Raw genomic sequence first — 15,899 nt, forward strand, 5'->3', positions numbered from 1 at the left:
TATTTTTCTAAAAAAGATTGTACAGCCAGTAGAGAATTCTCGAAGCATTACGCAATCAATGCAGGAGTGGATCGAAGCCTGTAGAGATAGGCTGCGAGGTGATGAAGCAGGAAATTCTCATAGAAACATGGAGAAGCACGCCACTTTAGTGAGTGGTGTGAGGTTCCACCGCGGTAGTAAACTGCTAATCCATTTCCAAAAGCTACTTTCAGATAAAAATCGAAAAAATATAAATCGAGTAGGAGGGAGCGATTAACTCCCGTCCTCTCACACCACCGTACGTACGGTTCCGTATACGGCGGTTCAATTAAGATAATTGACGCAAGTCTTTATAACTTCCGTGAATAGCTGTTCTCTTTATGCCAGTGGTCACTCCACCCTCCAAGAGATCTCCCACGGGATTCACCGCTTCCTCCCTCAAGTGAGGTACTACGTTTTCTGTGTTCATCATGACTCACTGAATGCCAAGGGCTATTCTCTCTTAATTGTTCGGTCCTTCTTAGTTGTTCTAGACCAACTAATACTATGACCTCTGCTGACTTCTGACTGTTCAGCTATCTATCACTAGATAGGTTACCAAGGTTACTTGGCGTGCCAGCCAGACCTCCCCGGGTAAGAGTGTAATCTTTCCTTCCATCCATCTGCTTCATTTACTCTGTATCACCTTCGGCAGAAAGGGCTTTGTTTTGTCTTGCAAACTCACCCAGTGATACCTAGCCTCATATGAAGTTCGTGTTCCTCAGACCGGAAGTTTGCCGCTCGCTTCCTTCAGATTCCGCGTCACCACGGACACCCTTGCGTTAAGCTAACTGCTACTTCTGCCCTCGCAGCTCGGGACTTTCACCCTATAGATTACACCCATGCCGGGCGCACAAGCAGGTGGAGAGAAACGCATTGTTTTTCTCCACTTGCTTCATTTTAGGGACTTATCGGACACCCCCGCCCGAAAATTGAATAGAAACTGGTGAGATTAAACAGATACGCTGAATGTACTTCCCGATGAGATGGCAGCACCATCGATAGTATTGCCTTTCCCATAATATGCCTCGCGCCATGCTTCAACGTATATTGCGCTAAACTCACTAGTTCGTGCCATTTCTGCTTTTGTCATCACCATTGTCCAACCATTATTTTGTGAATAATGGGCAATGACATTATTACCTGCATCTTTGAACTCCACAAAGGATATTCGGCCTTTGCCGGCAAAACTTTGGGATGCTTTTGCGATAATACCTTTTCTATCTGGAGACACAACGGAAATATAGCTTTTCATAAGATTTCTGTAGCCCGCAGATTCACCGCCACAGATACCTTTGGCGGCATCTTTTTTTGCCTGTTCAATAATAGCCTCTCTGAATTCTTCTTCACTCATGGCAGGGGCTGTTTTCGTGCAGAAATCGAACCTGGTAAAGTCAGGGGACGGAAAGCCATTCATCCGCAGCCTATTGTCAATTTTTGTTCCAAGCAATATATTGATTAAGTTGACATCTAATGGTTTTATACGACTTATTTTCCATTCACTCCTTTGCATAGGATTTCGCCTGATACTTTGCTGGAAAATATCTGGAGATAACCACTACTTACCTATCCGGGTTTAAGATGTTGTTTAGTAGTTGTAGTACACCGTCAGCTTTATATTTTTATATGTTTTATAACCGGGAGACAAACTGCTGACGTTGGTTCCCGTATAGTAAAGTTGATATGTGCCATTCGCAAGCGTGCCAATCAATCCTGCAGAAATTTCTGTTTTGTTACCAGATCCCCATGGTGCCGATGTCCATCCGGAAATGTTACTAGTTGTTATATACAATCTGTTTGACAGGATTGCGCCAGAATACGACATCGTGTTACAATCAGCAACGACCTTTGTAATGACCGCATCTGCCGGTAATCCGGAGACATTAATTGTAGCAATAGACGAGGAACCACTCTCACCCGGGTCAAGATACAGACTCATTGAACCGATTGTTCCAGAGGATGAGGTGAATGTTTTCGATGACGAAGCGGCGAATGCGGTTGTTGTCATGAAAAATACTACGACCATCACAAGCAATAAACTGATTAACCTCTTTGCTTTCATATAAGCACCCCCTTTCAAATGTTATTTTTGAGGATTCACCAGCCCATAGAATAATTGACCCTCATTATATATATCGTCCAGATATTACCATTATTTTACACAAAATTTCATATTTGCCACTTACACGTACCACGGCATCGTAATGGCAAATTTAGTACCGATCTCTTTGAATGCTATCAGCGTAGCGAACAAGCATTATTGCTTGCTATGTTGGAAATAGTGGTAAACGGTGTTTCAACTCGGAAAGTACAAAAAATTACAGAACAATTATGTGACAAGAAATTCTCGAAATCCACCGTTTCAGCCCTTTGCAAAAAACTAGACCCTATAGTCCATGAATTTAAAATGAAGCCCCTACAAACTCATTACCCTTTTTTAATTGAGATGCCTTGTATCTTAAAGTGCGGGAGAATAGTCCAATTCATGTCCTATGAATCCTTAATTCTTTCTCTTTTTCATCAAGCTGATTTAAGTAAAGAAGAATTGTTCGATTTAATTGAAAAAAGCAATCGTGATCAATCAAGAAATATTCTATATAGTTTGAACGGAACCTCTTTTCATACACCCATTCCCAACCAAAAATTGGTTGAATGGATTAGCCAACAAATAATCAAAATACAATTTTAAAAGTTCCTGTCCTTTCATGAGGCAATTCCTGAATTTTCTTCATTGACTAAATCGAAATAAAAGCAGAGGGAGCTCCGAAAATCTTTACGGATTTCCGGCTCCCTCTGCTTAATTTTCCCTCAACACAATCTCTTCCAAGCACTCCCACATGACGGCCCTTTTGTTTTTATCTTTGATTATATTTTCTTTTAGAAACAAGGAGTAAGCCGATCATCCATGCTGATCAACAAATGATTGAATATTGAAGTAGCCGTATTTGGCAATACAATAACATAATTCATAAAAAGAAGACCTATTATAATTCTTTTTTTAAAACCATCTTCGCCACACACTCCACATACCTTGAGTGGTGATCGCAGATATCGAGAAGTAGCAGTGTTCACCTAATTCGTTTTTAATAAGGAAAGGACATTGGGGAACAAGCCAAATCAGCCATGACATTGAAACATGATTCCAAAACCGAGGAGGTTTTTTTGGGAAGTTACTTTTCCCCCGGTAATGTTCAAGCATTGCACAAAAGAAAACCTATACGGATTGATAAGAAAGGAAAAAACGGATCATTCGTTGTAACAAAGGGGATGCACGAAATAGCGCGTACATACCCTTAATTGCTAAATATCCATATATCGGAAGGGCTATAGACGTTTTACAAGCACCTCGCAACGATCCACACGTGCCTATTTGGGGTGACATCAAGAATATTGCGAAGAAAGTGCGTCTGCCACCGCTGCCGTGTCACTGCTTGGAGCTGCTGTTCAATGGCCCGCACCGCCCTTTTTGCTGTTCTGAGACGACCTAGCCTACAACCTTTTAGTTTAGCATGCAAAGATTTCGCTCCAGCTCGACTCGCTCCGCTGTTTCCGATTTGTAGACCAAGAAATTCCCGATATTCTTGCTCATTGATCCCTGAAACGGATATACGCATTCATGCAATGATCGTTGATTCCAGTCCCAGTTGACGGATCAAGCCCCTTGCACAGCGGACAGACCATTGATTTGAAAAATGAAGTTACACAACTATTCTTCAGTGTGATTTTTTGAATTGGCTCTGGTCTCAACTTTGAATTCAGGTAATAATTGTTCCTTTCAAAATATTTTCTTGTATACTGAAAGATAACAGATGATTTGCAGTTTTATTACACATTGGACAGTGAACATCCCAATTATTTTTAACTTGTAGATTATAGTTATTAGTTGGATATTTATAAAGAGGTCTTGGATATTTGTAAATCCTGCCGTTAATTGTAGTGCTTCTCAACCCCCTGTTATTGTAAAAACAAGAACTACAAAAATTAGCAACCCAAACCTCTTCACATTCTTGACAAATATACGTTGTCTTCCATCTTAATTTGTTTCTGTAAGGTTCCCTTTCTTCCCTTATCCCATCTATTTCTTTTCCGCATTTTGGGCAACAATTTTCAAAATGACTACATTCATGCAACAATCTTTTCAGATAAATACTTAAATTCTTATTTTCAGATGGAGTGAAATAAAAATGTGTAAGTTTGTGTTGATGACCACTTGGATTTAACGTTTGATGCTTAATATTCCAATTCAACGAGTCTACATCAGTATGAACTAGCGTAGCCGATTGTAAATGAATATGGGGTGTATTACGAAATAAATTATTTAAATAGCGAGTCCCCGAACGTTCTAAATCATCTAGAATTGCTTTTCGACTTCTCGGCATTTTGCTGTAGCATTTATATTTTGCATCTAATGTATGCATGTACCACTTCTTTTTCTTTTTATTATAGAAGCCAATAACAAAATCAGGTTTATATCCTATGTCATCGAATGTATAATCATAGCAAAGCAGGATATCAAATGGCCTGTCCATTAATCTAAATCGCTTCTTATATCCGCTAATCGTTTTTTGATTTATGTACTTTTCCTGTACATCTTTCATAAATTCATTCGGATTTACACCCCATTGACTCATTTGCTCAATGATTTTTAATAAAATCCAAATCTCATAAAGTGTTGGCGACTTTACTATTGACTGAATAAAAAGCCGAAATGTCTCCGATAAACGGGGAGATAAATTTTCATATGCAACATAAATGGAATAGAGTTCACTATAAACAGGATGCATGCGAAAAAGATGTGTCTCTTCTATGACTTGTGGCTCGCATTGCAATAAGGGTTGGTTTAATAGCTCACTAACCTTATCCTTCATTTCTCTCCATATACAAATCCTGCGTTGTAACTTCTCACAATCAGAGCGCACAATTTCGATAAGACTACGAAAATTTGATGACAAAGAGGAAGACTGCTCCATCTTTTCTACTTCTTCTAGTTGCTGTAGCTCGTTTTGCAACGAACTCAACTGTTTTTGTTCAGCAGTTAACTCCATGTCGATTCGTTGCTGAAACTCTTCTACCATAAACCGAATCATACGATGTTCTTTTATATCTGTTGTTTTCTCGCTTATAAGCGCCGTGACTTTTCCATTTTTTCTAATTTCATTTTCAATAATCATAGAAGTCGTCCACTTTTTTACTTGATGTAGATTGATTTTCTTTTCAACCTGAATCAATTCTTGTTCAGGCATTTTTAAAATCTCATTAAAACAGTCGAAAAATTGATCAAAGAGTTCTTGAAATTGTTGTTGTGGATAAAGAGGCATTTGTACTCTTCTCAAACAATTCTGATCATTATAATCAATTTGCGCAAGATCATAGGAGAACAATTCAAATAATCTTCGAACCTCCTGTTGCATTTGTTGATATTCTTCGATAGACATGGTTCCAGGAGTAATCATGACTGTGGCTTTCGTTATCTCATTACCATCTTCATCATACGCAATAACATCAAAACTGCCGCCTGCATTAATCCCAAAGATACTGTCTGTTGTTTTAGGAAAGCCGTCTTCCATCCATTCTTTTTCCTTGTGATACCAAATACCTGATTCCTCATCGAACGTTAATCGGGCAACTTCTATATCAAATTGTTTCACAACAATTCGGCTTGCGTTCTCAACACAAACACCAATTTGGGTCATTCTTTTCTTAATCTTATTATATTCACAAGTAAAATACGTACTTCCGTCAAATTGAAGTTCATCATAGATCACTAATCGATCTTTTTCCTTTGCGACATGGTAAAGCTTCACCTTTTCCACCTACCAAAACGTCACTGTGTGTTTTGACTCTAACATAACCTTTAATCTTTGATAAGATCGTGAATAAGGACTTAATTCGTTTAGGACTTTATTGTAAATCTTGTCGAATTCTGATCTTTTTATTTCAATTCTAGGTAGAATTTTTCCTAAAATAATATAATCAATTAATTCTTCGTGTTCCTCTTTATTTTTGGCATACTTTAAAAAGTTACGAACATGTTTAATTCCTCGACTATTTAGTGAAGCATTCGGATAATCTTCAAATAATTTCGATATTTCTTCAATTTTCTCAACCGTATCGTTTACAGCTGTATCGTCTAGGAACGGTGATGTAAATGTCTCGTAGTCCATCTTGATCTTTCCAGTTAGCGTTTTCAGCTTCTTTTTTATTTTTTCTTTTTCATCAGATTTCAAGTGTCCCACTTCAAATATAAAGCTTCTATCTATCACTTTTGGGCTTAGTGGTTTTACAGTATGATCCATATTTAACGTGCCAACAAAACGGACATTCTCAGGTATCTTAAATACAGGTGGATATAGCCTTATTAATTCTTCAGCACTTTTTCGTTGTTCAACACTCGCTCTTTCATCACTTAAAATAAACTTTGCAATTTCCAAATACCTTTTTGGATATAAATGAAGTACTGGTGTTTTCTGCTCACGTGCGCTTAAGATCTCTGAAAAATAGTATTCAATATGAGCTAAGTTCATTTCATCCAAACAGATTAAAAACAGTTTTGATTGATTTTGTTCCTGCGCTGCTTCAGCTAGTGCTTCCATAAACGGAGTGGGAACAAATGTTTTATCTATCGGATGAAAATATCCCAACAAATCTTGTGTATCAGTCCAGCTAGATTGCACTGGTATCATACGCACTTCTACATTTTCAACTGCTCTTCCCAAAGCTTGGACAATACTGGACTTCCCCGTTCCTGATGGCCCTGCAAGTAACGTTAAGATATTCGCTTGTAAAGAATAAATAAAAGTTTTTATAATCTCTTCCTTATAGATTAAATGTTGATCATCATTATAATAAAATAATGATTGTAAATGCGAGATAAATTGTTCAGGTTCATACTCGATCACTGTATAAGTCTCATTTTTATTTGGGGTGGTCTGCTCTTCAATCTCGATCATTTCATCAATTTTTTTCATTATACGATACCATTCTCTACGCTTTTCATCGAGTTCTTTTTCTTCTATTAACAATTTTTCCTTTTCTTTTCTTATTTCATCCCTTTCTTCTAACAATTTTTGACGTATATCACTACTTATATCTAATAATTTTTGCAATATTAATGTTGCGATCTGTTCATCGTTTTTATCATCTATTCCAAAGATTTTACGGATTTTCTCCATATATTGTTCAATATATTCATTGTCAACAAATTCTGAGAGTGCCTGCTGTAATGTTTGTGGAAGAATTTCTGCTCCATCGAAATCCACATACAACAATGTATGCATATATCGTTCACTTTTGTTATCAGTAAAATAAGCAGCTACAATATCCCCTACTTTTATTCGTTCCTTATCTTTTAATGTGTCGATCGAACGTGACAATTCCCATTCAGAATCTAGAAAAGGATGGGGTAACATTTCAACATCTCCATTTTTATTTAAATGAATCGGTACTCCTATGATTTGCTTAGTATCTATATTTACTATCTTTAATAATAATCTACCATTTAGATATTTTTTAAATTCAGTTACAAACTCGCCAACCAATTCGCTATTTAATGAGTTATTACGATATGCTTCTAACAATTTATTTTTTAAATCACCGATCTGATTATTAAGCCAATTCAAATACTTTTGACGCCCACTAATAGAAAAAGTATCTAGATATTTTCGATTAAATCCAAGCATTCCTTGCAAGATCAAATGATCTTTTAGCTCTTTTATAGAGTTGATCTCCTGATGTTTAATCGCGTCTATTAGCTTTTCAAGAATATTCCCCCAATCTTTTATCGTATCAATATTCATTTCTATGTTCTCAAAATACGTTTTAAAGTTTTTCTTTCTTCGATTCTTTGTCCCTTCCCTTATAAATAAAATTACTTTTTCAATCACATCAATATCAATTATATTCTCTTCATTTAGTAAGAAATTTTGCATATCCTGAAACGAGTCAACATAACTCAGTAATTCTTTATCTTCTGTTATTTCCGTCATAACAATCCCTCCCGATAACTACTTCTTCCTAACAAACATAAACTATTGGTTGAGACCCTTGAATGTTTCTTTTGCCTGATATAATGCTCAGTCTGCTATTTGTGTAAATAACTTCTATTTATGTACTTTTCTTACTTCTCCATTAACAGTAGAGCTTTAATCTATTCAATTCTATCCACCAATTTCTTAGTTACTATCACTACCATAATTTACAACCACTATTTTAGTACAAAAGTCCAATAACAACAAATCACCCATATTCGACCTATATTCTCACATTAGCACCCCTCTCAAATAAAATCATCTGATTCGTTCCAAGAGAGAACAAGATCGAGATGCTTCGTCTCTGCGGAAGAAACATTTTCCTCTGCCATGTTTCTTGAAACTCCCCTCTTTTCGCAAATGACTTAAACCCCAACTTATTTAGGAATATAATGCTGTTTATCAAATAAGTCTTTGTGACTATAATAGTGGGTATGGTAAATGGCCATCTGGTCGCGGTGTTCGTGCAGATAATGTTCCACCTTTTTCCGATAATTTTTCAGATCATTGACAGTAAACATCGGACCGTTTTCTTTGACCTCTAAAACTTGGTTTTTAAAGTTCGTATAGTAAATTTTTTGCGTTTCTTTTTCAAGGAATTTCACAAAATCACGCAACGCTTCGCGAACGGCTTCCAATTCGAAAATATCGGCTTCGCTCCAAAACTCTTCCGTCTGCACCTTTTCGATGATGTATTTTTGTTCCATCACTTGAGGAATGGAACCGAGTTTCGACAACGCCTCTGCGGTGCGAATCACACTCCGAATCGTCTTCGTCGCATTTTTCGTTTGCAGCTTCGCCAGCTCAATCGTATACATAAGCAAATCAAAACGTTTCGCCAATTCATCATCGTTTAGCGGAACAATCAGCGGCGAAATATGTTCTTTGATTTCATTGACATCCATCGCTGTTAAGGAATCCCATTTAGCCCGATTTTTAAACTTGTGTACGTATTGAATATGTTGGCGTACGAGGAAGTTTTCTTCGTTTAACTTTATTGATTTCCGCTAGCACCTCGTCAATCAATTCATTGCGATAGGCAATATACTCTTCTTCTTGGTATTGTAAATGCTGCAGTTCTTTAATGATTTCGATTTTGGCATTAAATAGACGCTCCGTTAAGCTTTTCACCGCTTTTCCTTCGATTCCTTTCGGATTTTCCCGGAAAAACTCAAAGTTGCCGCAATAGTCAAAAATAAGGAAATGCGTTTTATCTTGCCCGGCTCCGAATAAATCTTTGCATAAACGGGTTCCGCGACTGGAGTGGATATTCCGAAAGTCGTCAACCTTGTGTTCTTCAAGAAAGTACGATCCAAACCAAAGTTTTGGCAAATGATTGGAAAATCATCGATTAATGTTTGGTAATAGTTCACGCTGTTATCAATGACTCGTGCAAAGCCGCCCTTGTATTCAGGGAACAATTGATCAAAGCGCTCCACAATTCGTTCCGCATGGCGATGGTTTTTCGCCAAAATAATCGTTTTGCCGAGTTTGTCCCCGCCTTCTACGCGAATCCCTTTTTCCATTAAATCTCTCAGTACCGTATCAATCGTATCGTCATTAAACAACCATTCATTTAACGCGGCACTGTCAATATCCTCGCCTACTTCATCATCAAATGTTTCTTCGTACCGTTCTTTTTCTTCATCAGATAACTCATCGTAATGAATGCCTTCTTCGAGAAACTTTAGTTTTGTTTCAATGGTACGATAATCCACTAAATAGCCATCTTGAACCGCTTGATCTAACTCATAGGCATAGGTCGGCACACCTTTTTCCAGATCAAACACTTCATACGTATTGCGGTCAATTTCGTCTTTTGGTGTGGCGGTAAGCCCAAGCAATATCGCGTCAAAATAGTCAAAAATAGCCCAATATTTCTTATAAATATTGCGATGGGATTCATCGACGATAATTAAATCAAAATGCCCGACGGTAAAGAGGCGTTTGCCGTCTTTTCGTTTCGCTTCGTCAATCGCGTTCATCATCGTCGGGTACGTCGAAAACACCATGCGGCTTTCCTCTGGATTGTCTTTGTTATCGAGCAAATTGCAAAGCGTCAAGTTCTGCAACAAATGGCTAAAGCTATTTTTCGCTTGCGTTACAAGCGTTTTGCGATCCGCTAAAAACAAAATATTTTTTACCCAATTATGACGGGTAAGAACATCGACAATCGAAATCGCCGTCCGGGTTTTGGCGCTCCCCGTCGCCATGACAAGCAATGCTTTGCGCCGTTTGTTCTCGAGCGCGTCGCATACGGCTAAAACTGCTTCTTTTTGGTAATAGCGATTTGTTATGTTGTCATTGATTTGCACATTTTTTAGCGGCCGCTTCATCATGCGGCTTTTACAATAAGCAAGCTTAATTCTTCCTTATTGTAAAAGCCGGAAACTCTCCGCGCCGGATAGTTCAGATCGTCCCAAATATACGTTTCAAAACCGTTTGTGTAAAAATGATTGGACGTTGGCCGTGCATTTTTTCAATGCAGTCGGCGTACAATTTCGCCTGTTGCTTTCCTTTGTTCGGGTCAGCGGTTGTTCGTTTCACTTCGATAACCGCAAGCAGCTTACCGTTGTCGCCAACAAACGGAAAAAGGCGTCTGATGAGGAACTAATTATTATTCCAAACGCTCATGAGCCGATTATTCCAAGAGACGTATTTGAAGCTGTACAACATCAGATGAAATTACGGTCAAAAACAATCCCTGCTCCAAAACGGCACCTATTTACGAATATCGCCTATTGCGCTGATTGCGGCAAAGACATGTGGTATCGCTCAAATCATAAAGTTATATGTGCGGTGGATATGCCAGATTCGGCAAAAAAGCTTGTAGCAGCCATGTCATCAAAGAGGAAGTACTTAAACAGACCATCATTCATGACATCCAGTCTCTCATGCAGCAAATTGATAAAGAAACTGGATAAAATAAACAAGAAAATTGACGCCTTAAAAGCACGAAAACGCAAATATATCGAGCTGCTCGCCGATGAAAAAATCACTTAAGAGGATTATCAAGATATGATTGAGGCAAATAGCAAAGAAATCAATGAGCTTGTCATTTCAAAAAAAGAACTTGAATCTTTGTTATCAAGCCATAAAGTTGTCGAGAATATCCAAAAGTTGAAGCAGGAATTGGCCCAATTTTTAAACTTTGATGAATTAACACCGGAAATTTTGTATTGTTTAATTGATCGTATTGAAATTAAACTCCAAAAATCTTTTATCGATTCTCCGCCCCGAAAATTGAATAGAAGCAGGAAATTTTTAATTATTTCCTGCTTCTTTTTTTAAAACCATCTTCGCCACACTATAATGCTCCCATAAGGTGAGACACATGAGCGTGATAAATAAGTTATAATGATACCATGAAAAAAAGAAACCGATATACCGCAGAATTTAAAGCTAAGGTGGTTCTTGAGGTGTTGCGTGAAGAGCAAACCGTCAATGAAATAGCCGCCAAATATGAATTAAGCCCAGTCATGGTCAGTCGTTGGAAAGCAGAATTTCTAGAACGATCCTCGATGGTCTTTGAAAAAGGCTCAAGCGAAGTGGATAAAATCCGTAAAGAATATGAGGCCAAACAAGAAAATTTAGAGAAATTGGTAGGTCAGTTAACGGTTGAAGTTGACTGGCTGAAAAAAAATCTGGACTCAAATAAGTCTGTTGACGAACGAAAGGCTATGGTCGAATTCAATCACCCATCGATCAGCATCAAGCGTCAGGCACAGTTATTAGGTATTCATCGTACTAGCGTGTATCGCCAATCAAAGGGGCAAACAGAAAGCTCAGAAAACATCATGCTCATGCACGAAATGGATATGCTTTATACAGCTCATCCCTACTTTGGCTACAGGCGCATGACTGCGAAACTTCGTGAGAAAGGATTTGATGTGAATCGTAAACGCGTACGCCGTCTCATGCGCCTTATGGGTATACAAGCTATTTACCCAAAACCCAACCTTAGTAAGAGGCTACATGCCAAGTACTGCCGACCTTACCTGCTCCGTGGATTGGAGATCACCCATCCGAACCATGTGTGGGGAGTGGATATCACCTACCTTCGTATGGGACGGGGCTTTATGTACCTGTTTACCATCATCGACTGGTTCAGCCGCAAAGTGATCGATTACGAGTTATCTAGTACGCTGGAGAAAGGATTTGTCATCAACTGTCTTAAACGGGCATTGCGTCATGGTAAGCCGGCCATCATCAATAGTGACCAGGGCAGCCATTTTACAAACGCTGACTATCTCGGGCTGTTGAAAGAGTATGGCATCCAGGTATCAATGGATGGCAAAGGACGAGCAACAGACAATAGTCGTACGGAACGCTTCTTTAGAGCTTTAAAGTATGAATGTATCTATCTCAATGAATTCGAGAATCCTAAAGAGTTGCGAAAAGGCATTCGACGCTATGTTACGTTCTATAATACAGACCGACCTCACCAATCTTTGGACTATTTGACGCCAGCAACAGTGTACAAGCAACCTAAGATGGTTCAAGCATCCTAACCATCGAACGTATATGGAGAGACGGGCATGATAGGCTGTTTTAGCCATGCGATGTTATCTGTCCATCGCTCCAGCGCAAAAAATCGTGCCCGTAGAGGCTCCATGTCAAGCCTTTATCGCACACGCACCACATTCATAGCGAAAGGAGAGAATGGATAACTTAAATATTATCAATTTGTGTCTTGACAAAGGGGTGCATTACAGTTTTTTGTGAATTATCTTCGCATCAAAGAATTACCTCTTGCTTTTAATTAAGCAGAGGGAGATTGACCGTCTTTGACTGGGAGAAGCGCTGTTTAAATGGAATAAAAAATGCTAAAGGCCACGGCAATCATTCTTCAAAGATTACCATGGCCCTACTGGACTATCCGAATCGTTATCGGTGACACCTACGCACAAACAACTTTGTTAAAATTTCGGCAATGCCTCCACAGCATCCGCCAAATCACTATAGCTGTCCTTTAAGTATCGGGACGTTGTGGCAATATTGCTATGACCAGCAAGCCTCCGCACTTTCTCGATATCGTTGTTCGTCGCCTTTAGCATCCACTTACAAAACGTATGCCGGAACATATGGGGCGTCAGTTTTTTATTTGGCAGGCTGTAGCTTTCGATCATTCGCTGGAGGCCCCTTACCGAAAACTTCGGAGAACGTTGGCTGTAAAAGACGTATGGCGATTCGGCCACATGCGGTTTCTTTTTCGCCATTTCCGCGCGAAACTTAAGCCAATCCTCGAGTTCTGCCAACAAGATATTCGAGATCGGCACTGTTCTTACCTTCATCCCTTTTCCCACGATTCGAATTCTCTTCATCTCTAAATCTAAATCCGTTAATTTTAAATTTGATAACTCCTCTACTCGCAATCCTGCATAGGTAAGCAGATACACCACCGCACGGTCCCGTCGATACTTTTCTTCTGGATCAACCCCTCTGCTACGGACCGGCTTTTTCCGCATCCGATGCAATAAGTCCTCAAATTCTTCTTCCGTCAGCCACATAATTTTTTCGTTATCTTCATCGGCTGATTTTAAATCCTGGATGTCTTTCATTGGGTTCTGTTCAATCTTATGGTGTTCCACCGCCCACGCATAGAAGCTTCGCAGCGAATTAAGACGGCGATTGATCGTGGAAATAGCCAACGGTTTCCCTTCTACCGGATTCAACATTTGCTGGATCCATTTGCGTATGTCGGCCGACGTGACGTAATCGCCTGGACGAAGATGCAAGTCTTTCAAAAACTGATTCACGTCATTGAGATAGGAGATCACGGTGTTAGGAGAAAACCCCTTCTCTTGCAAATATGTTTCATATTCGTGCAGCATCTTTTTCATCCTTTCACTTATATGACGAGTTTAAAAGGATTCGAAGAGCAAATAATCGCTTCGAAAAATAAAATTATATGACGAGTATATCATAAAAAAGACGAGATTGTTAGACATATAATGTAGATTATATGACAAGTTATAAGTACAAGTGAGAGAGCGTATATATTTTTATTTTATAAAAATACCTAGTTAATTACAGTGGGTTCTCAAACAAGAGGAAAATAATAAAGAACAATATGGTATAAATAGGATATACACCTATTAATATGTTATTATATTTATTGTATAAAATAGATTAGGAGGAGATATATCTTGAAAAAAAGTTTAATTTCATTAACGTCTGCTGCTTTACTAGTAGCAACAATCAGCCCTTCATTAAGTTACGCAAGTATTATCGAACCAACAAATGAAAAACTAACAGTGAATAAACAAAATCATCAAAATGTAATTAGCGTACAAGATGCATTAGAAATCGAACAAGCATTGATACAGAGTCAAATTAATGCAGATGATTATATCAATGAATTAACTGCGGAGGGTATATTACCAACATCTGCTACCTCTCCAACTGCACCTGGCAATCAAATTATTACACCTTCTAGTAAAGGTAGCGTAAGTGTAAAAGCCATAAGTAATGCAATAAAAAAACATGAAAAATCTATTGATAGAGGTATTAAAGGAGCAATTAATAAACTACCTTTACCTAGATCTGCTAAAAATAAACTCATAGGTGTACTCTCCGTGGGAGGGCTTTTAGAAGTACTTAGCCATTATACTGGGTTTGTTGATGATGTCGAGGAGTTCTTAACAAATGTTATTAGCGATTATACTGGTTTAGGAAAAACTACATCAAATGTGATTGCAAAAACGATTACATTCTTTTTGCCATTCTAACCAAAGAGGTTGTGCAATGTTGCACAACCTCTTTGGTTCTTTATTTAAGCTCTTTTGTAAATTAAATAATATTACTAGAAAATATAAAATCGCACGGTATTATATTTTATTATAATTACAAGGAAGAGATAGGGGGATGGAAAAATAAGTATAACTCTTATAACAAAAGTATCAGTCATACTTATAGTAATTAGAACAGCTAAACTATACCGCTTTGTTGATAAGAATTTTGAATTTTTGTCCTTTCTCCGCAGTTTCTTTATCAGTTAAAGAAAACGATATCAAAATAGGTGGATATCGTGTTTCAGACTTTTTATTTGAGCGAGGTGAACAAACCGCATTCAGGATTTTTAGTACCTTAGCTATTTGGACAGTCTTTATTCTCCGACTGTCCATTCGGAGTTTTCTGTTCATTTGTGGAAGTACTTTGTTTCTGATAACTAGCTACCTATCATCTCGTTAAACAATTCCACAATTCTTACAAAGGAAGAGCTGGCATGAACAGTAATTGCTATAACGATTAACAGAGATAATACTTCAATGAACGCAAGCTAAACCATTATAAAAATGAATTTTGCGGACTATACTAACCATTTTGAAAATATCGTTTTAGATCCTAAAAGGGTCTAATTCTAATTTTTCGTTTTCAGATAAAGTATGGAAATCTTTGTAAACATTGTGCCAATCCGCCACCATCAGGAACGCACATTCTGCAATATTCGATACCTTCATATACTATTTTTGTTATCAACAATCTATATGAAAACAGCATTTATTTAAGAAAACTAGTATTTAGATAAACAAGTAAACTACCAATAATAATAATAAGCAATAATATTACTAATACAATTTTTTCAAGCAAGGTTGATTCATTTTTATCACGCATAAATAATTGATAATAAGTATAAGTAAACATGATTAGATTTATAAGTAAGCAAAATGCCGTTGTATGTGATTGATCATTATAGATAGCAAAAGAATCATAAATAATTAATGCAATTGCTCCTCCTATCAAAAAGTAATAATAGTATATATTAGCTAATCGTTTCATAATAATCACTCTTTATATTGTAAATTATCTTAACAGAACCTTAAAAGGCCATAACATCCCCATCGTATTATG

At 37.8% G+C, this 15,899-nt stretch carries 12 protein-coding genes and 2 pseudogenes; 6 read left to right on the top strand and 8 right to left on the bottom strand.

From position 1 onward, the window contains the following. Nucleotides 1-970: 970 nt before the first annotated feature. The gene (locus NSS70_RS18220) at nucleotides 971-1,531 is read right to left on the bottom strand and encodes a hypothetical protein (protein WP_340882176.1); all 561 of its coding nucleotides are present in this window, start codon (nucleotides 1,529-1,531) and stop codon (nucleotides 971-973) included. A gap of 75 nt (nucleotides 1,532-1,606) precedes the next feature. Next, nucleotides 1,607-2,080, bottom strand: a complete 474-nt coding sequence (locus NSS70_RS18225) for a hypothetical protein (protein WP_094244402.1) — start codon at nucleotides 2,078-2,080, stop codon at nucleotides 1,607-1,609. Between the two features lie 120 nt (nucleotides 2,081-2,200). Here NSS70_RS18225 and NSS70_RS18230 point away from each other — a divergent pair. Further along, a pseudogene (locus tag NSS70_RS18230) lies at nucleotides 2,201-2,502 on the top strand (transposase); the annotation flags it as partial. 1 nt (nucleotide 2,503) lies between these two features. Beyond that, the gene (locus tag NSS70_RS18235; RefSeq protein ID WP_144598295.1) at nucleotides 2,504-2,707 is read left to right on the top strand and encodes a hypothetical protein; all 204 of its coding nucleotides are present in this window, start codon (nucleotides 2,504-2,506) and stop codon (nucleotides 2,705-2,707) included. Nucleotides 2,708-3,353: 646 nt separating this feature from the next. Here NSS70_RS18235 and NSS70_RS20940 read toward each other — a convergent pair. The 4 genes and pseudogenes from NSS70_RS20940 to NSS70_RS18250 all read right to left on the bottom strand — a co-directional run. After that, a complete protein-coding gene (locus tag NSS70_RS20940) occupies nucleotides 3,354-3,632 on the bottom strand; it encodes a transposase (RefSeq protein ID WP_375338768.1) in 279 nt (92 codons plus the stop codon). Between the two features lie 141 nt (nucleotides 3,633-3,773). Then, nucleotides 3,774-5,822 (bottom strand): DUF2357 domain-containing protein, encoded by a 2,049-nt coding sequence (locus NSS70_RS18240; RefSeq protein ID WP_311066570.1) that lies wholly within the window; start codon nucleotides 5,820-5,822, stop codon nucleotides 3,774-3,776. 9 nt (nucleotides 5,823-5,831) lie between these two features. Continuing rightward, a complete protein-coding gene (locus tag NSS70_RS18245; protein WP_340882178.1) occupies nucleotides 5,832-8,003 on the bottom strand; it encodes an McrB family protein in 2,172 nt (723 codons plus the stop codon). Nucleotides 8,004-8,482: 479 nt separating this feature from the next. Then, nucleotides 8,483-10,625 (bottom strand): annotated as a pseudogene (locus NSS70_RS18250) (type I restriction endonuclease subunit R); the annotation flags it as partial. Here NSS70_RS18250 and NSS70_RS20945 point away from each other — a divergent pair. From NSS70_RS20945 to NSS70_RS18265, 3 genes are all read left to right on the top strand, one after another. Beyond that, entirely contained in the window at nucleotides 10,515-11,048 is a 534-nt protein-coding gene (locus NSS70_RS20945) for a recombinase family protein (RefSeq protein WP_445290590.1), read from the top strand. The pseudogene NSS70_RS18250 and the gene NSS70_RS20945 overlap by 111 nt on opposite strands. Before the next feature lie 15 nt (nucleotides 11,049-11,063). Further along, nucleotides 11,064-11,336 (top strand): DUF4368 domain-containing protein, encoded by a 273-nt coding sequence (locus NSS70_RS18260; protein WP_340882179.1) that lies wholly within the window; start codon nucleotides 11,064-11,066, stop codon nucleotides 11,334-11,336. Between the two features lie 74 nt (nucleotides 11,337-11,410). Next, nucleotides 11,411-12,556, top strand: a complete 1,146-nt coding sequence (locus tag NSS70_RS18265) for an IS3 family transposase (RefSeq protein ID WP_340882181.1) — start codon at nucleotides 11,411-11,413, stop codon at nucleotides 12,554-12,556. Nucleotides 12,557-12,964: 408 nt separating this feature from the next. On the opposite strand, the gene NSS70_RS18270 is transcribed toward NSS70_RS18265, so the two are convergent. Further along, complete coding sequence (locus NSS70_RS18270; RefSeq protein WP_340882182.1) at nucleotides 12,965-13,879, bottom strand: tyrosine-type recombinase/integrase; 915 nt, start codon at nucleotides 13,877-13,879, stop codon at nucleotides 12,965-12,967. A 315-nt stretch (nucleotides 13,880-14,194) separates the two neighbouring features. On the opposite strand from NSS70_RS18270, the gene NSS70_RS18275 reads away from it, so the two are divergent. Then, entirely contained in the window at nucleotides 14,195-14,776 is a 582-nt protein-coding gene (locus NSS70_RS18275) for a hypothetical protein (protein WP_340882183.1), read from the top strand. Between the two features lie 772 nt (nucleotides 14,777-15,548). Here NSS70_RS18275 and NSS70_RS18280 read toward each other — a convergent pair. After that, nucleotides 15,549-15,827 carry a hypothetical protein gene (locus tag NSS70_RS18280; RefSeq protein ID WP_340882184.1) on the bottom strand — a complete coding sequence of 93 codons (279 nt, stop codon included), beginning with the start codon at nucleotides 15,825-15,827 and terminating at the stop codon, nucleotides 15,549-15,551. Nucleotides 15,828-15,899 lie beyond the last annotated feature (72 nt).

The organism is Aeribacillus sp. FSL K6-2848, assembly GCF_038004325.1.
GTDB lineage: Bacteria > Bacillota > Bacilli > Bacillales > Aeribacillaceae > Aeribacillus > Aeribacillus composti.